Origin of the sequence: Bacillus sp. FSL R9-9492, assembly GCF_038007365.1 — a bacterium.
Classification (GTDB): domain Bacteria; phylum Bacillota; class Bacilli; order Bacillales; family Bacillaceae_G; genus Bacillus_A; species Bacillus_A mycoides.
Genome location: NZ_JBBOXC010000001.1, coordinates 1207267 through 1230604, shown reverse-complemented (window position 1 = coordinate 1230604; position 23338 = coordinate 1207267). Strand labels below are relative to the sequence as shown.

Genomic DNA, 23338 nt, shown 5'->3' with positions numbered 1-23338 from the left:
TCTTCATAGTAATTATTATTTATTTAAAATTATTATAAACTAATTATTATTCAAAATTAAATCCTTGTCAACTATTTCCTTCATTTTTTTGGAAGCAATTTCAGCTAAACAATCAATAAATACAGATTGTGAATTGGGCATATTTAGTCTAAAATATGCGGCATTTAATTCATCAGTTACAACTTTACATTCATAATCGGTGTCATATAAAGTGAAACTTTAATCAGTGGGGGGTGTTCATCCCACACTGATTATTAGTTGAACCAATCGGGCATTTACGGGCAGTTGATCTCCCACCTAACTTCCTTGCTCCAGCTGAATTTTGAGGTGGCAGTTTTACTGCCCACAAATAGCGGGATAAAACTCCTAAATCGAGCAATGTGTTTTAAACCTAAGTAACAAACAAATTCATACTCTGTAAACATTTTATTCATTGAATCTGTTAATTTATGCGCCTGCTCTTTCATTATTTTCCCAAGCGGTGAAATTCCACCAATCGCTTTATACCGTCCGATTAAATTTTGGAGCGCTTCTTCAGATGGCTTACGGCCATGACGAATGTGAGTATAATAAGCTTCTACATCATCTAATGACTCCGGTGTTCCATATGCCATTACAAGCAAACCTATTTTCTTCTTCGTCATCTATATAGCACCTCAATTTTGGAAATGAGAATCTTTTTCAAGAACATTTGTTTCCAATTATAACAAGCAATAATAAGTACGTCAAAATAATAATTCTAAATAAGTATTATTTCTAATATGATTTCGAATTTTATATGACAATTTATTTAAGAAAAAGAGCGGCTCACATAAATATAAGCCGCTCTTTCCCTATTCCTTAATATTTACCCCATACTCTTTAAACCAAACATGAATTTGCGCTAAATGAGCTAAAAGCTGCGGCCCAGTCATTAATTGACCAAACCATGGTTTTTGAAATGCACTGCCGCCAGACTGGATCAATCCGCTCAATTGCTCCTTATCGAACAATTCATGCAAAATTGAGCCTTTATCCGTTAATAAATCTTGGAGCCATACTGTGACTGCTTTCGTATAGTGCGGGTTATGCGTTTTCGGATACGGACTTTTCTTTCTATACAATATATCATTTGGAAGTAATCCTTCTAAAGCCTTACGCAATAGACCTTTTTCGCGGTTTTTATACATTTTCATTTCCCAAGGAATATTCCACGCATATTCGACAAGTCGGTGGTCCGCAAATGGAACGCGTACTTCTAAGCTTGCCCCCATACTCATACGGTCTTTTCTGTCTAATAATGTTGTCATAAACCATACCATGTTTAAATAAAATAATTGTCGTCTCTTCGCTTCTAATGGGCTTTCTCCCTCTAAAATAGGAACTTCTTGAATGGATTCTTCATAGCGTTGTTGTACATATTGTTGTAAATTTAATTTATTTCTCCATTCTTTCTTCAGAAGTTGTTCACGCGCTTCTGTAGAACGCATCCACGGAAATGCACTTGATTGTAAATCATCTTCTCTATAAAACCACGGATAACCTCCGAATATTTCATCTGCACATTCTCCAGATAGACCGACGACAAAATCTTGTTTTATTTCACGGCAAAACCATAATAATGAAGAATCAATATCTGCCATACCAGGCAAATCGCGAACGAGTACTGCTTCTGTTAAATACTGTGCTAGTTGTTCATTAGAAATGACGCAGCGATGATGAATTGTTTGAAATGTCTCTGTCATTAAATTAATAAATGGTGCATCTGAATTTGGCTGAAACGCATTCGCTTTAAAATATTTGTCGTTATCTTCATAGTCAACAGAATACGTGTGCAATTGACCTTTCCCTGATCTTTCATACTCTTTCGCGGCAATTGCTGTGATAGCACTTGAATCTACACCTCCCGATAAAAAAGTGCATAGTGGTACGTCAGAAACTAATTGTCTCGTAATCGCATCTTGTAATAAAAAACGAGTTTTCTCTACTGTTTCTTCAAATGAATCTTCATGTTTTTTACTTTCTACATTCCAATATCTCCATATGCATAAACCGTCTTTTGAGAACGTCATTGCATGACCCGGACGCAGTTCTTGAATACCAGCATATACACCGTGACCAGGCGTTCTAGATGGTCCGAGGCCAAATATTTCTGACAACCCTTCTAACGTTACTTCCGCCTTCACATCTGGATGCGCTAGTATCGCTTTTAACTCTGAACCAAATAATAATCGTCCGCTATCATATTTATAAAAAAGCGGTTTTACACCTAATCGATCTCTGGCAATAAAGACTCGTTCATTTTTCTCATCCCATACTGCAAACGCATATATACCGTTTAAATGATCGACACATTCTTCTTTCCATTCAATATAAGATGCCAATAGTACTTCTGTATCGGAATGCCCTTTAAATGTATAACCTCTTCTTAATAACTCTTTGCGAATATCTTCTGTATTGTAGAGCTCTCCGTTATAGCAAATCGCATAACTCGTTTCGTCTTTTAAACAAGTCATGGGTTGTTTACCACCTTCAGGATCTACAACGATTAACCGTTTATGCCCAAATGCGACGTTCCCTTTAATCCAAACTTTATTATCATCTGGACCGCGTTTCGCTAGCGTTTCCGCCATCTTCGTCACGATGTCCCTTTCCCCTTCTAATGAGCGTTTATAATCCACCCATCCTGTAATCCCGCACATAAGAATCATCCTTCCTAATCTAATATCTGTTTCTGAACGTGCAGTAATCCCCACCCTATGAGTGCGGATACATAAAAACAACAAACTTGACGATAACTAACTATCCACATATGGAATAGCAGTTTCACAGTGTAAAGCGTGTTTTATTGTATGCCCATCTATCTTTAGGTGTGTCTAGTTATAAAGAACGTACGAACTGTCCATAACAAGAATAACTATTTCTATAAAAGGAGAAATGAACTATGATACAACGCAAACATATTTTGTATAACCAACCGCGTGCTCATACAGTCGGTAATGTAGAATATATAAACAAAGAATGGGTATTCTTTGATGATGAAAATGATGAGGCTTTTCTATTAGAAGATATTGCTGAAGATGGTTTTGAAATTTTATATAACAACAATTGGCTACCAGCTCGTTTTTATGAACAAGACATATTACAAATTGCAAATGAACAACATTCTCTCCAAAACGGGGAAATGATACGAATTCGAAAAAAATTACTTCTTAGCTATAATGAATGGCTTGAGGAATTACCTGACTCTGTCTTTACATTATTAACCGAATCATTGCAATCACTTAATTACTCTTTATATGATTGCATGTATTGTCATAATTATTTATCATTCTTGCCAAAAGAGGAAGCATGCGAAGGAGTAAATATTCTTTTATTTGATAATGAAGAGATGATTTGTACATTGCAGCATCATTTTGTACGCCACTCTTCCTCTAATAAAAATATTTTGCGATTTACGAAAGTAAACGGAGAAGAGTTGCATATTGATGCGACATAAAATAAAAACCACCTTATCTCCCAAATATTTGAGATCATAAGGTGGTTTTATTTTTTATTAGAATACTTGCCAACCAATCGGTAATTTCAGTCCAAGGTAAAATACCGCTACTAGTGCAACAATAAATAATCCCCAAAATGCCCCTGTTGCTTTGTTCTTGCTCATTTTCACAAGAACCATTTCCATTCCAGCGATTACTAATATACCAGCTAGCATTTTCATGCCGTACCACATGTGCATGCTACCTGTTGCCGTCTTCACAATACTCATGTACAACATGAAACCTGTCACAATAATGATAATGTACATAAGGCGAAGCCCCATATGTACACCTTTACCTTTTCTTCCTGCTGAATAAAGTGAATACGCAACGAAGAATAAAATTAATCCTAACGCCCATGCTGTAATATGCATATGTACCATCGTATCCCTGCCTCCTCTTTTTCACACTTTTTCACTCTATATGATAACATGTTCATATATTTTCAGGAAATGTTTCGCTTTTTTATATTTAAATGCTATAATATTTAGAGTATTTACAAACTTCTTGTAATAACAAAAGGGGGAACAATCATGATTCAAACTAAGGATATTATCGAACTTACAGACACATACGGGGCAAATAACTACCATCCACTTCCAATCGTTATTTCTAAAGCAGAAGGCGTTTGGGTAGAAGATCCTGAAGGAAACCGCTATATGGACTTATTAAGTGCATATTCTGCAGTAAACCAAGGTCATCGTCATCCAAAAATCATTAACGCTTTAATTGACCAAGCTAATCGAGTGACGTTAACTTCTCGTGCTTTCCATAGCGATCAATTAGGTCCTTGGTACGAAAAAGTTGCGAAACTAACAAATAAAAATATGGTACTTCCTATGAATACAGGTGCAGAGGCTGTTGAAACTGCAATTAAAACAGCTCGTCGCTGGGCTTATGATGTGAAAAAGGTAGAAGCAAACCGTGCAGAAATCATCGTTTGTGAAGATAACTTCCACGGACGTACAATGGGTGCTGTTTCTATGTCATCAAACGAAGAGTACAAGCGCGGCTTCGGTCCAATGCTTCCTGGCATTATTGTAATTCCTTATGGTGATTTAGAAGCGTTAAAAGCTGCGATTACACCAAATACAGCTGCATTCATTTTAGAGCCAATCCAAGGTGAAGCAGGAATTAACATTCCACCAGCTGGTTTCTTACAAGAAGCTTTTGAAGTATGTAAAAAAGAAAACGTTTTATTCGTAGCAGATGAAATCCAAACAGGCTTAGGCCGTACGGGTAAAGTATTTGCTTGCGACTGGGACAATGTAACTCCTGACATGTACATACTTGGTAAAGCACTTGGCGGCGGCGTATTCCCAATCTCTTGTGTTGCAGCAAACAGCGACATTTTAGGTGTATTCGAGCCTGGTTCTCACGGTTCTACATTCGGTGGTAACCCACTTGCATGTGCTGTTTCTATTGCAGCTCTTGAAGTATTAGAAGAAGAAAAATTAACAGAGCGTTCTCTTCAATTAGGAGAAAAACTAGTTGGGCAATTAAAAGAAATTGATAACCCAATGATTACTGACATTCGCGGTAAAGGTTTATTCATCGGTATCGAATTAAACGAGCCAGCTCGTCCTTACTGTGAACAACTAAAAGCAGCTGGTCTATTATGTAAAGAAACACACGAAAACGTAATTCGTATTGCACCACCTCTAGTAATCTCTGAAGAAGATTTAGAGTGGGCGTTCCAAAAAATTAAAGCTGTACTATCTTAATCATAGTGAGGTTGTCCTAAATATAGGACAACCTCTTTCTTTTTTTAGTAATTTATCGTAAAATAAAATTGAATATTCTGTTTTTTTGTTAAAAAGGGGGTAACTGTATGCTATTGAAATACGGTAAACACATTAATAATTTAGCTACAATTTTTATTTCTATGACATTCATCGGCTTCATATTATCTACAACTTTACTCAGTCATTATTCAACTCCTAATACATTCACACTACTCAAAACATCATTTTGGGCTGCTGTTTTCCTTACAATTATCGGTTTTGGCCGTGAGAGAAGCGCACTTGCAGTTATGCTAATTGGAATTTGTACTTTAGCATTAATCGGATTGTATATTTTCGCCATCATAGATTACTCCGTTAATCCACGCCCATAGAAAAGAGCTATCTTTTCACAAGATAGCTCTTTTTTCATTTCACTATATTTCTTAACGTACCAATTCCCTCTACTGTAATAACAACTTCATCACCAGCATGTAAAAACTTCGGTGGTGTAAAACCTTTACCAACACCAGCTGGTGTCCCTGTTGCAATGATATCTCCTGGCTCTAATGTCATGCCTTTACTTATAGTTGAAATAATTTCTTCTACTGAAAAAATCATTTCTCTCGTATTTGAAGTTTGCCTTACTTCTCCATTTACCACTGTTTCAATGTGTAATGCATTCGGCGTTCTAACCATCGATTTATGAATTAAATACGGTCCCATCGGACAAAATGTATCGAAACTTTTCCCTAGGAAAAATTGTTTATGTTTTCTTTGAATATCTCGAGCAGTTACATCATTTATAACTGTATATCCAAAAACATGATCAAGAGCTTTTTCTATTTTTATTTGTTTCCCTCGCTTACCGATAACGATTGCTAGTTCACCTTCGTAATCAAGTTCATTCGTCGCGTGAGGGTGACCATTAATTTGCTCATCAATTCCAATCACTGTTGTTGGCGCCTTTGTAAAAATCATTATATTTTCAGGGATAGACTCTACTCCGCCCATTTCTACCGCATGCTCACGATAGTTCTTTCCAACACAAAGAATATTTTTTCTCGGCCTTGGAATCGGTGCTAATATTTTCACCTCTGCTAACGGATAATACGCCGATCCCGCATTTTCCTTCGCCCAATTTACAATATCGTACACTTTCTCAAGACATTCGCTTCCTCTTTCAATACACTCTAACATGGTAATTGGGATAGTAACCTTTTCCCCTTTTTGTCTTTGCGCTTCTCTTAAATGTAATACCTTTTCTTCCTCTTCATCCACAATACCTACAAATACTTTTTCTTCTTTCTTCGCCGTTACAAAACGCAACATTTCCACTCTCCATCCTAAAACTCATACCCTATAATTGTATTCGCATCCTTAAGAAAAAAACCTTCTTACACACGCTAATTTTTACAATATTCAACCATTCTTACATTTGTTCCTCATCCGTTATTTGACATAAAATGTAGAAATTATACTTTTTTTAGCGAAGATGTTTCTTTTTTATGGAATTTTTGTATAATATGTACTACATATATACATAAAATTTATTGAGAGATGGAGCCGATTTCAATGTTTGAGCAAGCTATCGAAAAAAAACGCGAAAAAATGATCTATTTTGCTGAACGCTACGGAATGACTTCTCAAAAAACAGTAGATTGTAGCCAGGAATTGGACAGGCTCTTAAATGTTGTTTGGCCTATACATACAGATTGCACACATACTCAAATGTTCGAAACACATACGCAATAACGTATGTGTTTCTTTTATTTCGAAAAAATACACATTTTATTGAAAACGCCCATACAATAGTAGAAAAGAAAATTTTAAAAACGAAAGGTGTTTTGTATGCCAGCTATGGTCGGACATATTCGTATCGTTAACATTGGATCAAGTGGTATTTTTCATATTGGAGATGTATTTGCGATTAGGCCTATTAGTTATTCACGCGCTTTTGCCGGAGCCGGTTCATTTAATGTTGGGGATAACGTCTCTGTCTACAATTATCAAAGCTCAACGACCGTCAATGATTCAGATGTAATTGATCAAGCAATAATTGGTTCGAACTAAAGGGGGCGATTGCATTGAATTTTTATGTGAACCAAAGTATCATCATTAACAGCATTAAAATCGATAGCATTACGACCTCTTCCGTTTTTCAAATTGGAACTGCAGGTAGTATTAAGGCTCTTTCTAAATTCTCAAATTCTGGCGGATTTACAGAACCGCTTCGCCCTTTACATGCGAAAGGACAAATTATTTCCATCAAACCATCAACTAGTTCTTCTTAAGGTATCCTTGTCATAAATATATAGCAGGAATATATTTCCCCTCCCTATTGAAAAGGAGGTTTCACAAATGAATCAAGATATATATACTTACCTACACCAACTTCAACAAGCTCTCCAAATACAGCAGCAAACTATTCTAAACCTTGAAGAGCAAGTTCGCCTACTACAAGAAGAGCTTAATGAGTTAAAAAGTCGTCCCTCCTCTTCTATAGGAAAAGTGGAATATAAATTCGATCAATTAAAAGTAGAAAATTTAAACGGCACTTTAAATATTGGCTTGAATCCATTTTCAACAAAAGGGCAACAAATTGAAGATTTTCAAGTGGATACAGAAACATTAAAAGTAAATCCTGAAACAGAAACAAATCCAGACTTTTATCAAGGTATCCTCCAAGAAATGCATCGCTATTTAGATGAAGAAGCGTATAGTCGAATTCTCCATTTTGAACAAGAAGAGAGAACGCCGCTTGATGAGATGTATCGACAAATGATGGTGGATGACATAAAAAAACAGATGGAACATAGACTTCCATATTATTTATCACAAGTTCAATCGTATGAGGGTATTTCCACAGATCCCGATTATTTACGAGACATCATTATTCAAGCGATGAAACAAGATATTGACAAGGCGTTCCTTTCCTTTATTCAACACATACCGGGCAATTTCCGAAAGGAGTGAGTATGTATGAATTTAAATGTTGTAAACCGCGAGTTAAAAGTAGGCCAGATTAAAATGAACGGGGTTTCTTCTTCCGCATTATTTTTAATTGGAGATGCAAACCTTCTCATCCTTTCTTCTATTCTTGATACGCCATTCGAATCTGTTACAGAGGGACCATTTGTACCATTAGTAACAGATGTCCCTCCGACTCCAGGTTGAGGAGAGGAAAAATTATGCTCCGTCATACTTCAATTGTACAAAATGTTTCTATCGTTTCTATGGGGGTTGCAGCTGTCTTCCAGGCCGGGGATTCTAATCAAATAGAATTAAAAAATAGAGCACTTATCGTTCATCGAGAAATCCCTTGTTATATAAAAGGTGAAGGTCGTTTTGATGCGTTTGAAATCTTTACAGATGAATACATTACAATTCCAAAGCGAACAACAGATGTAAAAATGAATATTGTAAATGAGTGCCCTTTTATTGAAGTAAATGATGTTCACTTGCGAACCCTTTTAAATTCCGCGTGCTTCCAAATCGGCAATGTTGACTATGTTTTTAATAATTCTCGTACGCTACAAATCCGCCAATTTATTACTGATGAACCTTCCTCTAAATAATTCATATAGTAATTAAAAAGCTTAGTAAAGTAGGTGGATGGTATGCCTTCGGTTGTAGGAAATCTCGTCGTTCAAAACAGTAACGGCTCTTTCAACTTAGGAGATTTTTATAACGTGTCTCCGAAAGAAAATACGAAAGCTTATAACGGATCTGGGGCTTCCAATGTCGGATTTGTCGTTAACACTTTTAGCGGCGTTAGTGCAACAAATACATTCGATTCGGACGTTGCAGACCAAGATCAAATTGGAACAGCGTAAAAAAAGCATTAGCTCTTCTTGTATAGAGCTAATGCTTTTCCTTCTGTTTTTTAACACCTTACATATTTACGTTTGAACCCCAGTCTTCCTCTATCAAGTCCTTTATGAATACTTTCGTAAGCGTTTAGAAAACTGCTTTTCTTGTTGTCCCGTTTTAGTTCTACTATGCCTACTTCCTTTGCGGTTTCAACTGCCTTTTCATGTAGCGGCACATATGAAATCCCCACGGTGTTTAGAAAATTATTCATAGCGGATTTCGTTCGTTCTGGCGCATCGTGAATTGTATTTTTCACAACTTCTAGCATATTGGTAATCTTACTTTCGGAAAATTCATGGTCTTTTCGATTCCCTAAAAGCCAGCAGTAGCAACTCCAGCCCGCGGACATTCTTAGCTCGTCACCACTTGCAATCCATTTATCAGCAACGTCTTGTGCAAAATCTGACTCTGATAAAGTTACTGCTACCACATAATCGGACAGCATATAAAAGTACGCCCCATCCATCCAACGATCAAAATCCGATTCTTTCATAGTTTTTGGATCTGCAATAATGCCTGCAAAGTACATCGCATCATAGTTACCTGTAGCATAAAGCTCTTCAGCTAAACTTTGATTGATTTTTATTTTCTTCGCGATTGGTTTCATAGCACCTGTAGCTACGCCAAAAAGTGGCTCCTTTGCACCATTAGATATGTATATTTTTTTAGTTCGTTCCTTGCCGAGAATTTCAAGCTCTTGCATTACTGTTTCAAAATCCATCGTGTTGCACTTCCTTCCTTACTATTATAATCAATTCACTTATATTCTTTATCAAGTTCTCTACACTTCATAAATTCATCTGTTAAAGCGTTTTGTCCATCGATTTAAGATTTTCAAAATGAGATTTCGTTATATGCGTTTATCCAGCTAATTAATACCGATTATATAAACTAATCATTAGTTAAGATGCCACTCCTCGCTAATGATTAGTTTTTCTTTATTTAAATGATAATCCCTTATCTTCTAAAGCCGCTCTCAATTTAGGTAAAGATGCTGGCCCTATACCGTGCAGTTTCAAAATTTCTTTTTCACTATTCTTTGAAAGTTCTGCTTCAGTCGTTATTCCATGGTGCTCTAACGCTCGCCTTGCTGGTGCTGAAAGAAGAGAAAGAAAGCCTTCTTTTGGCTTTCTCTCTTTCTCACAGGTTGGGCAAGTTGGACAATCGCTACTTTTGTAGTACTCGTGTCCTTGATCACAAGTTCTTAACGTCGCCATAATCCATAACCCCTTTCTAAGCTCTATTCGTCAATATTTACAACATGATTTCCATCAAAGAAATATAAACATTTCTCTTTCACAGGATGTTTTAAGCTTTTCTCGAGTGCTTTTGCATATAGTGAAAGCTGTACTTTGTATCGGTCTTCTAAAATTGGTTTCGCTTGATCAAATCCGCCTGGGAACTTTCCTTCAATCGTATCTGTTTTAAAGTCGATTAAAGTAATTCCGTCTTCCTCTTCGATCATGCAGTCGATAACCCCTTGGACAAGTATTGATTCGCCTTTCTTCCCTTGCCAATCTTGATACGCTTCTTCTGCTGAAAGCATCATCGTAAATGGTACTTCGCGCTCAACACTTTTTGCTGCTAATACCCTTTTACCTAAGTCACTGTCAAAGAATGAAATTACCTTTTCAATCGCTATTTCTTCAGCTTGTTCAAATGTTAATAGTTCTTTATTTACCATTCTTGCAATTTGTTCTTGAAGAACTTCAATCGTAATTGGTTTCTTCAAATCTACATGCTGCATAACGGCATGGACTGCTGTCCCTCGCTCTGCGTATGTTAGCCCTTTTTTCTCCATAAAGCGCGGACGTGTTTTAATTGGTGCACGAAGTTTTTTAATAAAGGCGTTATCGCTACCTTCTTCAGATTGATAATTTCTCTTTATTTCTGTAACAGACTGTTTCGCACGGTGAGATGTCGCGTCCGTATACCCGTATTCCCACATCAATCTGTCGTACACTTCTTCTTTCCGTTCACTTTCTAACGGAACAGCTTTTTTATCACGAAGCGCTTCTAATAACTCTTGTTTCTCTTCTTGAACTGGTTCTGGTGCAAGTAAATCTTTCCCTTCAACAACTTCTACTTTCCAGCTAGCACTATATTCATAAATTTCGCCTGGAATATTTCCTTGTCCTAATTCAAGAAGCATTTCACTATCACGGTGTCTATATAAGGAAGGTGCAATCCAGTCTAAGTAGCAAGACGCTCCGGCACGAATATGGTCTGGTAATAACCATTCACTATGCTCTCTTGCATCGAGCCATTTTTCTATTTCTTTATTTGCATCTTTAACTGTTCCAATTAAAATCAACTTCTCTTTTGCACGTGTTAATGCTACGTATAGTACGCGCATTTCTTCCGCAATTAATTCCATCTTCATTTTACGCTTAATCGCTAGTTGCGATAATGTCGTATATTTAATTCGTTTACGAGGATCGATAAATTGTGAACCGAAACCGAAATCTTTATGAAGTAAGAAACGCTTCATTAAATCTTGTGTATTAAAACGGCGACCAAGTCCAGCTACAAATACGACTGGGAACTCTAGCCCTTTACTTTTATGAATCGTCATAATGCGAACAACATCTTCTTGTTCTCCGAGGGCTCTCGCCGTTCCCATATCATCTCCGCGTTCTAAAATACGCTCAATAAAGCGCAAGAAGCGGAATAATCCTCTAAACGATGTTGCTTCATATTGTCTTGCACGGTCATATAGTACGCGTAAGTTTGCCTGCCTTTGCTTTCCGGCTGGTAAACCGCCGACAAAGTCGTAATAGCCTGTCTCACCGTACACTTTCCAAATTAAATCAGAAAGAGATTGTTGACGCGCAAATTCACGCCACCCTTGCAGTAAGTTATAAAACCACTCTAATTTATCATGCAATTCTTGTTCTTCTTCAAGCGGCGCTCCCTTTAAGAATGAGCTCATCACTTCATAAAACGAGCCTTTCTTTCCATGAGCACGAAGCGTCGCAAGTTCTTCGTCATTTAGTCCAACGATCGGTGAACGAAGTACAGCTGCAAGCGGAATATCTTGCATCGGGTTATCAATGACGCGGAATACGTTCATCATAATATTTACTTCTGTCGCTTCAAAGTAACCAGTCGCAAGGTCAGCATATACCGGAATTCCTTGTAGTTTTAACTCTTCCATAATTTGCGGCGCCCATGGCATGGAGCGAAGTAAAATAACGAAATCACGATATTGCACTGGGCGCATACTATCAGTTTTACGATCATACACTGCATAGCCTGAATCGACCATTGCTTTAATACGCTGCGCCATAAGACGAGCTTCAAGCTGCGCTTTTTCTACTTCGGCACCTTCTTCACCGTCTTGCACTTCTTCCTCAGTTTGCTGAATACATAATAGCTCTGCCGCTACATCTTCACCTTCTGGATAGCTAGCACCTAGCTTTAATTCAGCGTCAGCATCATAATCGATTTCGCCGACTTCTTCGCCCATAATTTGTTTGAAAATAAAGTTCGTACCTGCTAGCACTTCATGACGGCTACGGAAGTTTTTCGCTAAGTCAATCTTCATTCCGCCGCCCGATCCTTCTTGTGTGAAACGTTTATATTTTCCTAAGAATAAACCAGGCTCTGCTAGTCGGAAACGATAGATTGACTGTTTTACGTCACCAACCATGAACAAGTTTCCTTCACTCTCAGAATCTTTCGTTACGAATTTAATAATTGATTCCTGTACGAAGTTCGTATCTTGATATTCATCAACTAGTACTTCAGCAAATTTATTACGATATTGAAGTGCTACTGCTGACGGCTTCATTTCACCGCCTTCACTTTGCTCGCTTAAAATTTGCAAACAGAAATGCTCTAAATCTGTGAAATCGACCATTCCTTTATCTCGCTTAATCGCTTGGAAACGCTCTGTAAATACTTTTACAAGCTTCACGAGTTTTTCTAATACAGGATGCATATCTTGAAAATCTCGTAAGAAACTTTCGGGTCTGCGGCTAAATAGCTCTTCTTGTAATTTCTTCACTTCATCTTTCGCTTTATTACGAAGAGAATCTACTTGTTTTACAACATCTTCGTTGTAATCACTTTTTTTAATACGCTTTAACGTTTGCCACGATACATTTTGCATCGCTTCATAAACGCTTGTCCACGATCCACTCGCTGCTGAGGATAACGTTCCAAGTAAAGCTAAATCCGCTTGTAAAGTTTCAACGCGAGGCGCTGGACCATCAGGAAGCATTGCGAGTTCAGTCGCCTTACGAATATGCTTTTCCGCTGTTTCAAGCTGAAACTTCACATCTTCTAATAAGTAAGAAGCGTACACTAAATCTTCAATCGTCTTTCCTTCAACGTCGTATGCTTCTACTAATTTATCAAGCCACTTCTCCGGGTTTGGATGCGCTCTTGATTCTGTATGAAGCGCTAAAATCATTCGTTGTAAGTCATCGTCACTACGGTCACTCGTATAACGATCAACTAGTTCAAAGAAAATACTATTATCTTCGATTCCATATTCTTCTTCTAATATGTCATCTAGCACTTCTTCTTTTAATAACTCATTTTCCGTTTGGTTCGCAATACGAAAACGAGGATCGACATCAAGCATGTAATAATATCCTCTAATAACTTGTAAACAAAATGAATGAATTGTTGAAATGGAAGCTTTATTTAATAAGCTAAGCTGCTTTCTTATATGCTGTGAACCTGGCCCATCAATTAATACTTTTTCTAACGCTTCCCCAATTCGATTTTTCATTTCTTGCGCTGCTGCATTCGTAAATGTTACAACGAGCAGGCGGTCGACATCGACTGGATTTTCCTCACTTATAATCTTTTTAATAATACGTTCGACTAATACCGCTGTTTTCCCTGATCCAGCTGCCGCTGCGACTAAAATATCACGTCCGTTCGCTACAACCGCTTTCCACTGGTCATCTGTCCATTGACTACCTTCTGGTTTCTGAGGCCAATTTTCTATCATTCTCCGCCAACCTCCTCTCTAATTTTCTCCATCGCTTCGCTATCTTTCATATCTTTTAACGTACGGAATTGGTTATCTTCAAGTGATTCATCAAATTGACAAACAGATTTGAAGTTACAGAACGTACATGCCGCTTTATTCCCCTTTTTGTAAGGAGCAATATCGATAACACCTTCTGTAATGTCTTTTCCGATATTTTCAAACGAGTGGTGTACATATTTTTGAAGTACGTTAAACTCTTGTTCACTTGCAATGCTAGAACGCGCACTAAAACTACCATCTTTTTTCAGACCAGCAGAAATAATATCAGAGCTTCCTGTTGAAAGTTTATTATCCATTAAACGCACAACGTCAGCATCTCCTAGTACGAGACCTTTCATTTTAAATTTCTTTAAAATTTCTTTCTCAATTTCTTCTTCAGATGCATCGCCTTTCATCTCAACAATCGGGTTATGAATATGGAAATACAATACACCCGCCGGTGATGCAGTACTGCCCTTTTTCATCCACGTATGTGCATTTGAAGTAACAACATCTAAATACGTTAACATTTGAAGTGCGAGTCCGTAATACACTTCTGTTAAATCTAACGCTTTCGAACTTGATTTATAATCAATAATACGAAGGAACGTACCACTCTCATCTTCCGCCTTATCAACACGGTCAATACGGCCAACTACTTCCATCTTCACACCATTTGGCAACGCAAATTCCATTGGCGGAAGAGATCCAGTCCCGCCCATACCGAACGGTACTTCTAAATCAACTGGTACAAATCCACTCGACTTCGCATGTTCACGAAGAATAAGTGACGTACGGAAAATGATTTGTTGTAGTTTTTGCTTTAAATAGAAATGACGGTTCGAACTTAATAAAATTTGTCTTTGTAATAACGGTGCAATTTCTTCTATTACTAAAGCAGAAAGGTGTTCACACTCTTTTATTGATAAATCCGCCCAAGTCCGATTTTCACGTAATAGCTTGTCTGCAATTCTCTTCAGCGCTGCATGGAATAATTCACCGATATCTGGCGCATCAAGTTTGAAAATATCACGCTCTCTTAGCGATAAACCGTGCTGAGCAAAATGAGCATACGCACAGCGATTAAATAGTTCCATACGAGAAACGCTTCCCTTAATTGTATCTCCATATAAATCCCTACTTACATCTGTACTTAGTTTCTGTGCACGATTTCGGTAGAATAAACTTGATAACACACGGCTACTTTTTTGCTTCCATTCATCTGAAGTAACGTAGAAGTTATATACGTCCCACCAAAAGTCTAAATTGCCTTCAAATCCGTATCGCTTCCACGTTTGCAGTTGCTGCATGACATAAGACAACGTTACTTCTGGCGTTGCTACATATGAGATTTGTTCCGAACGCGATAAGTCATTTACATCATTCGTAATAAACGATTCTTTCACATCAGGGAACATTCTTTTTATTTTTTTAATAAAACTAGAAGCAAGTAACGTCTTTCCTTCTTCATCCGCAAGCGGACAGGAAATGTATAACTTCTCAGATGCTCTCGTCACCATTTGATACATAACGAACTGTTCTTCTAATAAAGTTTGTCTCGTCGTTGGTGCTAATTCGATACCTGCAGCGGTGAGAACATTTCTTTCCTCATCAGAAAGCATCCCTTCATCCATAGGCGCTGCTGGAATCACTCCTTCATTTACTCCAATAATGAACGTCGCTTTAATATCTGATAATCTAGAATGATCAATGTTAGCAACTAACACTTGATCTAGTGACGGCGGAATGTTCGCAAATTGAAGTGCCTCAAGACCTGTCGACATAACCTCCGTAAACATTGAAAGGGACATCTTCTCTTCGCCAAGCATCTCAACGAACGTATCAAGAAGATTCATCACTTCTTCCCATACTTGCTCATGGTCTGTCGCAAATAAGAAATCTCCATTTTCTTCTGCACGAACACGTAATTCTTCTAGTTTTTTCGGAACGTCAAGCTCCTCTAAAAATAAATATACCGCTTCGCACATTTGCATAACTGTTCCAGCACGCTTCAGTCTTTTTTGCATACGAATAACTGGCGTTCTTACAACGTCGCGAAGTCGATTTATTTTCTCTTCCATTTCACGCTCACTGTCTGTTATCATTTCGCTCGCATCATCAAGAGAACGATAACGACGATACATCCACGGATCTTCAGAAGTCCATCTCTTCCCTTGTACACCGTACGCTAAACAGTAGTTTTCAAACTCATCCATCTCTTCGCGCATCGCTTCTTTTCTTACATCTAATGGATATAAAAGCTCTGTTTTCACGCAGCGGAATACTGCATCATAACGCCAATTCCCGCTAATAATCTCGAGTGCAGAACGAATACATTCTACTAGCGGATGATGTGACATTGGGCGTTTTTCATCGATGAAATGCGGGATATTATAATCCGTAAATAACGTTCGCATTACGTCGTAATAACTTTCTCCGTTACGAAGAAGGACTGCGATATCTCGGTAACGATAGTCTTCATCCGCCACAAGTCTTCTAATTTCACGAGCTACACCTTCTACTTCAGCTCGTAAATTAGCTGCTGTACTAATTGTTACACTCGCTTCACCATGATACTTTTCATTCGGACGCGCTTCATAATGCGTTTCTAAATGAGCTAATGCTGGAGAATGAAAACGCGGTTGTTCCATAAGTGGAATTGTTTTTTCAATTTCTATTTTCTCTTCACGCGCTACTTGTTTTATTTTTTCATACGTTAACGTCGTTTCATAAAATAAATCTAGTTCATTCACTGGCTGCGCTAACGTTTTTTCATCTATCGTTAATGTTATTGTTACTCTTGTTCCTAATCTCATTAGCCCTCTAACGATTTCTAGCTCTTGAGGAGAAAATGAATGGAATCCATCTATATAAATTTCCGCGCCTTTTACATACTCAGAGTCTGAAAGCTTCTCAATTAATAATTGTAAGTAGTCTTCTGAATCTAAATACTTTCCGATTAAAGCACGTTCAAAATCATCATATAGTAACTGTAAATCATACACTTTATTCGCTAGTAGCTTTTGCTCTGCACTACTGCTATGCGTGTCTAATTGTTGCCACATTTCATATACGTTAGACGGCGTCACATTGTAACGTTTAAACTCAGCAATCATACTACCAAGATGTTCAAAGAAACCGTTTTGCTCCGCTGCTTTTTGAAACACAGATAGTCCATCTTTACGAGATTCTACAATTTTACGAAGCAACATATGTACACCAGCTTCATCAATATGAAGACGACTCGCTCCGCCAACTTCTTGCAGCACCTTCCACGCTAATCGCGAAAAACTAAAAACTTGTGCCCGAATAGAACCTCTTACATCTTCGCTCCCAATTAACGCCTGCTGCGTTTGGAATGTCATCTGTTCTGGCACAAGATATAATATTGTTTTCCCTCTTGGGCGCTGTTTTAACTCTTCTTGCACTTCGTGTAAACAAAGTGTACTTTTTCCACTTCCAGCTCTACCAATCACAAATCGAAGTGACATGAAACCCCACCTTTCACTTACATAACGAACGTTAGTTTGCTATCACAATTGTATTATAGGACGATAAAAAAGACAAACATACTCGTTTGTCTTTTCCTTATACTTCATTTTATTATATCAGCCTTTTGAAAAATTCGTTTGTACCTCTTGAATCGGCCAATATCGTAAATCAACTTTACCGACAACTGTATCAGCTTTCACAAAGCCGAAGTGCCTACTATCCCAGCTACCAAGGCGGTTGTCACCAACTACAAAAATAGAACCGGGTGGTACAAACTTTTCTTTCGTTAACTCTTCTAGTTTAAAATCGCCTGTTAATTGCCGTCCATTTGTCTCTTTCTTATACGTCTCTAAATAAGGTTCATCCACGAATTGTCCGTTTATATATAATTTATCATGCTTATATTCGATATGATCCCCAGGTAAACCGATAATTCGCTTTACATAGTCCTCTTTTTTATTCGCATGAAAAACGACGACATCAAATCGATTCAAGTCCCCTACTTGATAACTCACCTTATTTACAACGAGCATATTTCCATCTTGCAATGTCGGCATCATTGACTTCCCCTCTACAACGTACGTTGAAAAGAAAAACGTTCGAAAAAATACAGCTAATAGTACACCAATTAAAATTGTTCTTACCCACTCTAGCCCTTCTTTTTTCAAAGTTTTCTTCATTCGCTTCTCCCCTCGCCCTTTAATGATGAAGCTTGTATTTATAAAGTGAAACTTAATCGGTGGGGGTTTTGTTCATCCCCCACCGATTATGAGCCCGCACCAATCGGGCATTTACGGGCAGTTTGATCTCCCACCTAACTTCTTTGCTTCAGTCGAATTTTTTGGTGGGAGTTTTACTGCCCTCAAATAGCGGGACAAAGAAGACTTTTCCTAATGTAGTTCTAACTTTACTTCAATTTTTTTACCGACATACCATAAAATAAAAATAACAACGCCCACAATAACCGATTTCACCGGCTTATGAATAAATGACACTAAATCATGACCGATATACGTTAAAATAAAGATCATAACAAGCTTTCCAAATGCTAATGCTAGTCCAAACTGTTTTACGCTAATGCGAGACAAACCAGCTACAACATTTATAAGCGCAGATGGTGTGAACGGAAAACAAAATATAACAAAGATTGGCGCGAACCCTTTTCTTTCAATCCATCCCATCGCTTTTCGCACTCTCTCATGCTTATTTACAAAAGAAAAGAAACGACTTCTTCCAAAGCTACGAATAATGAAAAATACAAGCATTGCACCAATTACTGACCCAATCCATGAATAAAGAAAACCGAACCAAAAACCAAATGCAACAGCATTCGCCAACACAAACACAATGAGTGGCAATGCCGGAATAAGCGCCTCTATCATCGGTAAGCCAATACCGAGAAGCGGTCCGAACGCACGATAACTTTCAACAATATGATCCATATTTTCTGGTGAAAAATACTCTTTGATCGTTTGAAAATCCATTCTACACTTTACCCCTTTACTCTAATTACTACCTCTACTGTATCATTGCTTAAATGAAAGAGGAAATGGTAGATACGACATATGGAGATGTATTTATTAAAGTTTCCATATCATTCGCTAGAATTCCTTCATTATTATGCTATGATAATCTTTCAATATTCGACAAGGTTTGTTGTACGTTTGGTTGTTTGAGGAACAATATTTTTTGATGATTTTTTTCGGTAAATGAAATTACAGCGGTGATTTTCTGAATACATCGACCACAATTTGATTTTTATCGACTTTCCGACAAAAACAGACAAATAAAAAGGATGAGTCTCCCCATCCTTTCCCTCTCACACTTCGCCTTCCTTCACAAAATACACTTTCTCATATGCTGGTGTTAATTTAGATTCTTCATTTTTATCAATCTCTTTAAAGCAAGGATTTCCTTGTTTTTTCTTACGATCTTCATACTCTGTCCGTAATTTCGCTGTACGATTTTGCTGATTTTCAAAGCTACTTTTTGACATTTCTAGTTTCACAGCGAAACCATTTATAAATCTAATAATAAGATTTCCATCTTTTAATTCTTTATTATCTTCAATATGAAAATGAGATAACCACGCACACTCTTTTCGAGAATAAGAATACGTAGGGAAAAAATAAAGTTGATCTGTCGGGCTAATTGCGATAGGAGCTTTATGTGTAATACGAGTTAACTCCTTCGTTCCTTCTTTTCTTCCAAAGAAACTAGAACCATGCTTCCGGCAACTTCTCTCTATAATATCAAGAGGCTTTTGAAATACGAAAAAAGAATCTTCCATTTCTACAATTCGCGTAACAACTTTCTTTTCTCCTAGAACAACAGGAAGTAAGGCCATTGTATTTTTGCTTACAACATAGTTTTCGACATAACGTTCTACTTTACTTTCCATAGTCTACTGTCTGCTACTACAAATATAGGCAAATGTATATCCTTAGAGTATGTAGTTTTTGCACGCTAAGAATACTTTTATCTATACTCGCTCTTTTGTTAGTAACAGATTTTTCACCTCTCTTTTTTAAATTTTCGATTGCTATTTAATTTCCCTTCTTCATTTCCCTTTTATAGTAGCACCTACGAAAAGGAAATGGTTTACATTCTACGATTCTTTACAAATACTTATAATAAATCAAATATAATACAAATCTGTTAATAATGATATATGAATATCAAAGGAATAATCTGTATAAAAAGAGGATTCTATATACGAAAAAAGAATTTATATCATTTGTAATATGTTTAACACATTCCCCTTTTCATATAATTACAGCAATTAATTTTGCTATAATTAAAATATAAATCAAATATACGGAGGTCTCTCATGGAAGAAAAGCAAGATCATCCAACAATTCAAATGAAAAATAGTAGCATTGTTATCGTAAAAAATTCAGCGAGTATTATATTCGGTTTATTTTTTATTTTACTGTTCTTCGCGAAGCCTTTTCGTAAATCTAAATGTCCAGAATGCAAGAAACGTGAAAAGAAAAAAGCTGTGAAAGAACACTAAAAGGCCTTCCTTTACGGAAAGCCCTTTTTACATACTGATTGCCATTTCCTTCATTCTCAAAAAAACCTACTATTTTTTCTTCCAATATTCTCTGTATCTCTTTCAACCTGTACTATGATTATATATGGTTCTTGATCTAAATACCGAGAATGAGACTTCCTCAAATCAATTACCGTCACTTTATCATTTTCATAAGTTTTCGAGTACGCCTTTATTTCTTCAATCGTACTTTTTAGGCTGTCTTTATTACTAATATAAATATCGTATATCTCAACAACAAAAAAAAGGATGGCATAAGCCATCCTTTTTTCTATAATAAACTATAAAATTATAGTTTGATTACGTTTTTAGCTTGAGGTCCACGGTTGCCATCTTCGATTTCGAAGCTAACTTTTTGGCCTTCTTCTAAAGATTTGAAACCATCAGTTTCGATTGCAGAGAAATGTACGAATACATCGTTTTCGCCTGGAACTTCGATGAAACCGAAGCCTTTTTCGTTGTTAAACCATTTTACTTGTCCTGTAACTGTCATAATTATTTCCTCCTACGAAAATACATTTTATTTAGTCTTCATGTATAAAAAAAGAATCCACACATTATCAAATTCGAAACATAAACTAGTTCTCACATACTTTTTCCCGTTTGTTTTCGGCATTTGATAATATATGGATTGCTTAATTTAATTATTCAACTGGTATTATCATAACATACTTAAAATAGAATGTACAATCCTTTTTAAAAATAAAATTTCTAAATTTTAGTATTTCTTATAAAATATAACCACACCTATTCTAATAAGGAGGCGTGTATGACAGAAATAATCCCTAAAAAAACATTAAAGAGAATTGAAAAAGATATTGAAAATAACAACCTTGGAAAAGCAAGAGATAGATTACACGGATTAATCACTACTTATCCGAATGAATTAGCACTTAGGAAAAAACTCGGTGACATTTACTTTACATTACAATACCCAGAAATGGCTGGACGGTATTGGTATCTTGAAAAAGAGAAAACAGATGTTATGCACGCGGCATGTCTACAATTTGAAAAATCGATGGGAAACGACTCTTATCATATTGTACGTGCTTTAAAATTCAAAGGAGATCGTAACATTATTACAGGACTACACACCGAACGTCCCTTACAGCCATTGCAGAAAAAAGTGATAGAGGAACTAATTGATGATTATGAAGAAACATGGAAAGACAAACTATTTACATGGGGCTGTCTATCATTATTCGCATTCCTTCTTTTCACTGCTATCGTTGGTATATTCACTATATTGGATTGGATATTTTAAATAGAAGTGAACGTCCCACAATACGACGACAAATAAAATTACATCAACTTTGCGACAAAGTTTAACAATGTCAGCGACGTAATAATAAATAAGAAAAGTGCCCCAAAAATATTTTTTGGGGCACCTACTTATACCTTTATTTCGTAAACTGTTCTTCTTCTGTGGATCCTTTTAGAGCAGTCGTTGATGAAGTACCGCCTGTAATCACTTGTGCTACTTCATCAAAGTATCCTGTTCCTACTTCGCGTTGATGGCGCGTTGCAGAGTAACCGTATTTCTCTGCTGCGAACTCTGCTTGTTGTAATTCAGAGTACGCTGCCATGCCGCGCTCTTTATAACCACGCGCTAATTCAAACATGCCGTAATTTAATGAATGGAATCCAGCAAGCGTTACGAACTGGAATTTATAACCGTACGATGCAATTTCTTTTTGGAAGCTTGCAATCGTTTTTTCATCTAATTTTTGTTTCCAGTTAAAAGAAGGGGAACAGTTGTAAGCAAGTAGCTTCCCTGGATATTTTTTATGAATTGCGTCCGCAAAGCGTTTTGCATCTTCTAAATTTGGCTCCGACGTTTCACACCAAACGAGATCTGCATACGGAGCATACGCTAAACCACGTGCAATTGCTTGATCAAGACCTGCTTTCGTATGATAAAACCCTTCTGGCGTTCTTTCACCTGTAATAAACTCTTGATCAACTGGATCGATATCGCTCGTAATTAAATCTGCCGCATCTGCATCTGTTCTTGCGACGATAATTGTTGGTACACCCATTACATCCGCAGCAAGACGTGCCGAAATTAAATTACGCACCGCTGTTTGCGTCGGTAATAATACTTTTCCGCCTAAATGCCCGCATTTTTTCTCTGAAGATAATTGGTCTTCAAAGTGCACGCCAGATGCACCCGCTTCAATCATCCCTTTCATTAATTCAAATACGTTTAACTGTCCACCAAACCCAGCTTCAGCATCCGCCACAATTGGAACGAAATAATCCGTATCACCGCTACCTTCCATATGCTGAATTTGATCAGCACGTTGAAGTGTTTGGTTAATTCGTTTTACAACAGCTGGCACACTGTTCGCTGGGTATAAGCTTTGGTCAGGATACATATGTCCAGAAAGGTTCGCATCTGCCGCTACTTGCCAACCGCTTAAATAAATTGCTTTTAATCCAGCCTTCACTTGTTGCATCGCTTGGTTTCCTGTTAATGCCCCAAGTGCATTAATATAATCTTCTGTATGAAGTGATTTCCAAAGCTTCTCTGCACCGCAGCGCGCTAACGTATGTTCAATATCAATAGATCCGCGCAGACGAATTACATCTTCAGCTGTATATGGACGTGTTATCCCTTTCCAGCGCGTATCTAATTCCCAGCTTTCCTGCAATTTATCAATTCTTTCGTTTTTCATATGTTCCATCCCCT

At 37.2% G+C, this 23338-nt stretch carries 24 protein-coding genes and 3 pseudogenes; 12 read left to right on the top strand and 15 right to left on the bottom strand.

Annotated elements, in window-relative coordinates:
• Positions 1-39: 39 nt before the first annotated feature.
• Together MKY70_RS30790 and asnB are read right to left on the bottom strand one after the other, a co-directional pair.
• Positions 40-644, bottom strand: a pseudogene (locus MKY70_RS30790) (ferrochelatase).
• A gap of 189 nt (positions 645-833) precedes the next feature.
• Positions 834-2681, bottom strand: a complete 1848-nt coding sequence (gene asnB / locus MKY70_RS06195) for an asparagine synthase (glutamine-hydrolyzing) (RefSeq protein ID WP_061675293.1) — start codon at positions 2679-2681, stop codon at positions 834-836.
• Positions 2682-2923: 242 nt separating this feature from the next.
• Here asnB and MKY70_RS06190 point away from each other — a divergent pair, with 242 nt between their 5' ends.
• Positions 2924-3478 carry a DUF2777 domain-containing protein gene (locus MKY70_RS06190; RefSeq protein WP_002011254.1) on the top strand — a complete coding sequence of 185 codons (555 nt, stop codon included), beginning with the start codon at positions 2924-2926 and terminating at the stop codon, positions 3476-3478.
• Positions 3479-3535: 57 nt separating this feature from the next.
• On the opposite strand, the gene MKY70_RS06185 is transcribed toward MKY70_RS06190, so the two are convergent.
• A complete protein-coding gene (locus MKY70_RS06185; protein ID WP_000233497.1) occupies positions 3536-3901 on the bottom strand; it encodes a YisL family protein in 366 nt (121 codons plus the stop codon).
• 150 nt (positions 3902-4051) lie between these two features.
• On the opposite strand from MKY70_RS06185, the gene rocD reads away from it, so the two are divergent.
• Both rocD and MKY70_RS06175 read left to right on the top strand, forming a co-directional pair.
• Positions 4052-5242, top strand: a complete 1191-nt coding sequence (gene rocD, locus MKY70_RS06180; protein WP_000616665.1) for an ornithine aminotransferase — start codon at positions 4052-4054, stop codon at positions 5240-5242.
• Positions 5243-5349: 107 nt separating this feature from the next.
• Positions 5350-5634 carry a hypothetical protein gene (locus MKY70_RS06175; RefSeq protein WP_000925332.1) on the top strand — a complete coding sequence of 95 codons (285 nt, stop codon included), beginning with the start codon at positions 5350-5352 and terminating at the stop codon, positions 5632-5634.
• Between the two features lie 34 nt (positions 5635-5668).
• On the opposite strand, the gene MKY70_RS06170 is transcribed toward MKY70_RS06175, so the two are convergent.
• A complete protein-coding gene (locus tag MKY70_RS06170; protein ID WP_002125896.1) occupies positions 5669-6571 on the bottom strand; it encodes a fumarylacetoacetate hydrolase family protein in 903 nt (300 codons plus the stop codon).
• A 243-nt stretch (positions 6572-6814) separates the two neighbouring features.
• On the opposite strand from MKY70_RS06170, the gene MKY70_RS06165 reads away from it, so the two are divergent.
• The 7 genes from MKY70_RS06165 (at position 6815) to gerPF (ending at position 9075) form a co-directional block, all read left to right on the top strand.
• Entirely contained in the window at positions 6815-6994 is a 180-nt protein-coding gene (locus MKY70_RS06165) for an aspartyl-phosphate phosphatase Spo0E family protein (protein ID WP_002087032.1), read from the top strand.
• A 96-nt stretch (positions 6995-7090) separates the two neighbouring features.
• Complete coding sequence (gene gerPA / locus MKY70_RS06160) at positions 7091-7312, top strand: spore germination protein GerPA (RefSeq protein WP_001111190.1); 222 nt, start codon at positions 7091-7093, stop codon at positions 7310-7312.
• A gap of 14 nt (positions 7313-7326) precedes the next feature.
• Positions 7327-7533, top strand: a complete 207-nt coding sequence (gene gerPB / locus MKY70_RS06155) for a spore germination protein GerPB (RefSeq protein ID WP_001012505.1) — start codon at positions 7327-7329, stop codon at positions 7531-7533.
• A gap of 67 nt (positions 7534-7600) precedes the next feature.
• Entirely contained in the window at positions 7601-8215 is a 615-nt protein-coding gene (gene gerPC, locus MKY70_RS06150) for a spore germination protein GerPC (RefSeq protein WP_001070757.1), read from the top strand.
• Between the two features lie 6 nt (positions 8216-8221).
• Complete coding sequence (gerPD, locus tag MKY70_RS06145) at positions 8222-8416, top strand: spore germination protein GerPD (protein ID WP_001052805.1); 195 nt, start codon at positions 8222-8224, stop codon at positions 8414-8416.
• Positions 8417-8430: 14 nt separating this feature from the next.
• On the top strand, positions 8431-8817 hold the full coding sequence (locus MKY70_RS06140) for a spore germination protein GerPE (protein ID WP_002030295.1): 387 nt from the start codon (positions 8431-8433) through the stop codon (positions 8815-8817).
• Between the two features lie 42 nt (positions 8818-8859).
• Complete coding sequence (gerPF, locus tag MKY70_RS06135; RefSeq protein ID WP_001141570.1) at positions 8860-9075, top strand: spore germination protein GerPF; 216 nt, start codon at positions 8860-8862, stop codon at positions 9073-9075.
• A 50-nt stretch (positions 9076-9125) separates the two neighbouring features.
• Here the strand turns inward: gerPF and MKY70_RS06130 are convergent, their stop codons facing one another.
• The 8 genes and pseudogenes from MKY70_RS06130 to MKY70_RS30785 form a co-directional block, all read right to left on the bottom strand.
• The gene (locus tag MKY70_RS06130; protein WP_016119808.1) at positions 9126-9833 is read right to left on the bottom strand and encodes a DNA alkylation repair protein; all 708 of its coding nucleotides are present in this window, start codon (positions 9831-9833) and stop codon (positions 9126-9128) included.
• A 217-nt stretch (positions 9834-10050) separates the two neighbouring features.
• Entirely contained in the window at positions 10051-10329 is a 279-nt protein-coding gene (locus MKY70_RS06125; RefSeq protein WP_088030979.1) for an RNA polymerase alpha subunit C-terminal domain-containing protein, read from the bottom strand.
• A 23-nt stretch (positions 10330-10352) separates the two neighbouring features.
• Entirely contained in the window at positions 10353-14078 is a 3726-nt protein-coding gene (addA, locus tag MKY70_RS06120; RefSeq protein WP_341023690.1) for a helicase-exonuclease AddAB subunit AddA, read from the bottom strand.
• Positions 14075-17590 carry a helicase-exonuclease AddAB subunit AddB gene (addB, locus tag MKY70_RS06115; RefSeq protein WP_016093092.1) on the bottom strand — a complete coding sequence of 1172 codons (3516 nt, stop codon included), beginning with the start codon at positions 17588-17590 and terminating at the stop codon, positions 14075-14077. The genes addA and addB overlap by 4 nt, the downstream gene beginning before the upstream one ends.
• A gap of 117 nt (positions 17591-17707) precedes the next feature.
• A complete protein-coding gene (gene lepB, locus MKY70_RS06110) occupies positions 17708-18271 on the bottom strand; it encodes a signal peptidase I (protein WP_002011277.1) in 564 nt (187 codons plus the stop codon).
• 210 nt (positions 18272-18481) lie between these two features.
• A complete protein-coding gene (locus MKY70_RS06105; protein WP_002011278.1) occupies positions 18482-19075 on the bottom strand; it encodes a TVP38/TMEM64 family protein in 594 nt (197 codons plus the stop codon).
• 335 nt (positions 19076-19410) lie between these two features.
• Entirely contained in the window at positions 19411-19992 is a 582-nt protein-coding gene (locus MKY70_RS06100; RefSeq protein ID WP_002011279.1) for a competence protein ComK, read from the bottom strand.
• A gap of 49 nt (positions 19993-20041) precedes the next feature.
• A pseudogene (locus MKY70_RS30785) lies at positions 20042-20128 on the bottom strand (RNA-guided endonuclease InsQ/TnpB family protein); the annotation flags it as partial.
• 293 nt (positions 20129-20421) lie between these two features.
• Here MKY70_RS30785 and MKY70_RS06095 point away from each other — a divergent pair.
• A complete protein-coding gene (locus MKY70_RS06095; protein WP_002011281.1) occupies positions 20422-20607 on the top strand; it encodes a hypothetical protein in 186 nt (61 codons plus the stop codon).
• Positions 20608-20656: 49 nt separating this feature from the next.
• On the opposite strand, the pseudogene MKY70_RS06090 reads toward MKY70_RS06095, so the two are convergent.
• Both MKY70_RS06090 and cspA read right to left on the bottom strand, forming a co-directional pair.
• A pseudogene (locus tag MKY70_RS06090) lies at positions 20657-20909 on the bottom strand (hypothetical protein); the annotation flags it as partial.
• Positions 20910-20935: 26 nt separating this feature from the next.
• Positions 20936-21139, bottom strand: coding sequence for an RNA chaperone/antiterminator CspA (gene cspA, locus MKY70_RS06085; RefSeq protein WP_002011282.1), 204 nt, complete (start codon positions 21137-21139; stop codon positions 20936-20938).
• A 276-nt stretch (positions 21140-21415) separates the two neighbouring features.
• Between cspA and MKY70_RS06080 the strand changes: the two genes are divergently transcribed.
• On the top strand, positions 21416-21910 hold the full coding sequence (locus MKY70_RS06080; protein ID WP_002011284.1) for a DUF6584 family protein: 495 nt from the start codon (positions 21416-21418) through the stop codon (positions 21908-21910).
• Between the two features lie 136 nt (positions 21911-22046).
• Here MKY70_RS06080 and aceA read toward each other — a convergent pair whose 3' ends face one another.
• Positions 22047-23324, bottom strand: a complete 1278-nt coding sequence (aceA, locus tag MKY70_RS06075) for an isocitrate lyase (protein WP_002125874.1) — start codon at positions 23322-23324, stop codon at positions 22047-22049.
• Between the last annotated feature and the right edge of the window lie 14 nt (positions 23325-23338).

Coding starts and splice junctions, on each gene's coding strand:
- MKY70_RS06100 (WP_002011279.1), bottom strand. CDS start 19,992: ATGGAAAGTAAAGTAGAACGTTATGTCGAAAACTATGTTGTAAGCAAA.
- gerPA (WP_001111190.1), top strand. CDS start 7,091: ATGCCAGCTATGGTCGGACATATTCGTATCGTTAACATTGGATCAAGT.
- gerPF (WP_001141570.1), top strand. CDS start 8,860: ATGCCTTCGGTTGTAGGAAATCTCGTCGTTCAAAACAGTAACGGCTCT.
- MKY70_RS06190 (WP_002011254.1), top strand. CDS start 2,924: ATGATACAACGCAAACATATTTTGTATAACCAACCGCGTGCTCATACA.
- gerPD (WP_001052805.1), top strand. CDS start 8,222: ATGAATTTAAATGTTGTAAACCGCGAGTTAAAAGTAGGCCAGATTAAA.
- MKY70_RS06095 (WP_002011281.1), top strand. CDS start 20,422: ATGGAAGAAAAGCAAGATCATCCAACAATTCAAATGAAAAATAGTAGC.
- addB (WP_016093092.1), bottom strand. CDS start 17,590: ATGTCACTTCGATTTGTGATTGGTAGAGCTGGAAGTGGAAAAAGTACA.
- aceA (WP_002125874.1), bottom strand. CDS start 23,324: ATGAAAAACGAAAGAATTGATAAATTGCAGGAAAGCTGGGAATTAGAT.
- MKY70_RS06105 (WP_002011278.1), bottom strand. CDS start 19,075: ATGGATTTTCAAACGATCAAAGAGTATTTTTCACCAGAAAATATGGAT.
- MKY70_RS06165 (WP_002087032.1), top strand. CDS start 6,815: ATGTTTGAGCAAGCTATCGAAAAAAAACGCGAAAAAATGATCTATTTT.
- asnB (WP_061675293.1), bottom strand. CDS start 2,681: ATGTGCGGGATTACAGGATGGGTGGATTATAAACGCTCATTAGAAGGG.
- MKY70_RS06125 (WP_088030979.1), bottom strand. CDS start 10,329: ATGGCGACGTTAAGAACTTGTGATCAAGGACACGAGTACTACAAAAGT.
- MKY70_RS06140 (WP_002030295.1), top strand. CDS start 8,431: ATGCTCCGTCATACTTCAATTGTACAAAATGTTTCTATCGTTTCTATG.
- gerPC (WP_001070757.1), top strand. CDS start 7,601: ATGAATCAAGATATATATACTTACCTACACCAACTTCAACAAGCTCTC.
- MKY70_RS06175 (WP_000925332.1), top strand. CDS start 5,350: ATGCTATTGAAATACGGTAAACACATTAATAATTTAGCTACAATTTTT.
- MKY70_RS06170 (WP_002125896.1), bottom strand. CDS start 6,571: ATGTTGCGTTTTGTAACGGCGAAGAAAGAAGAAAAAGTATTTGTAGGT.
- addA (WP_341023690.1), bottom strand. CDS start 14,078: ATGATAGAAAATTGGCCTCAGAAACCAGAAGGTAGTCAATGGACAGAT.
- rocD (WP_000616665.1), top strand. CDS start 4,052: ATGATTCAAACTAAGGATATTATCGAACTTACAGACACATACGGGGCA.
- cspA (WP_002011282.1), bottom strand. CDS start 21,139: ATGACAGTTACAGGACAAGTAAAATGGTTTAACAACGAAAAAGGCTTC.
- MKY70_RS06185 (WP_000233497.1), bottom strand. CDS start 3,901: ATGGTACATATGCATATTACAGCATGGGCGTTAGGATTAATTTTATTC.
- MKY70_RS06080 (WP_002011284.1), top strand. CDS start 21,416: ATGACAGAAATAATCCCTAAAAAAACATTAAAGAGAATTGAAAAAGAT.
- lepB (WP_002011277.1), bottom strand. CDS start 18,271: ATGAAGAAAACTTTGAAAAAAGAAGGGCTAGAGTGGGTAAGAACAATT.
- MKY70_RS06130 (WP_016119808.1), bottom strand. CDS start 9,833: ATGGATTTTGAAACAGTAATGCAAGAGCTTGAAATTCTCGGCAAGGAA.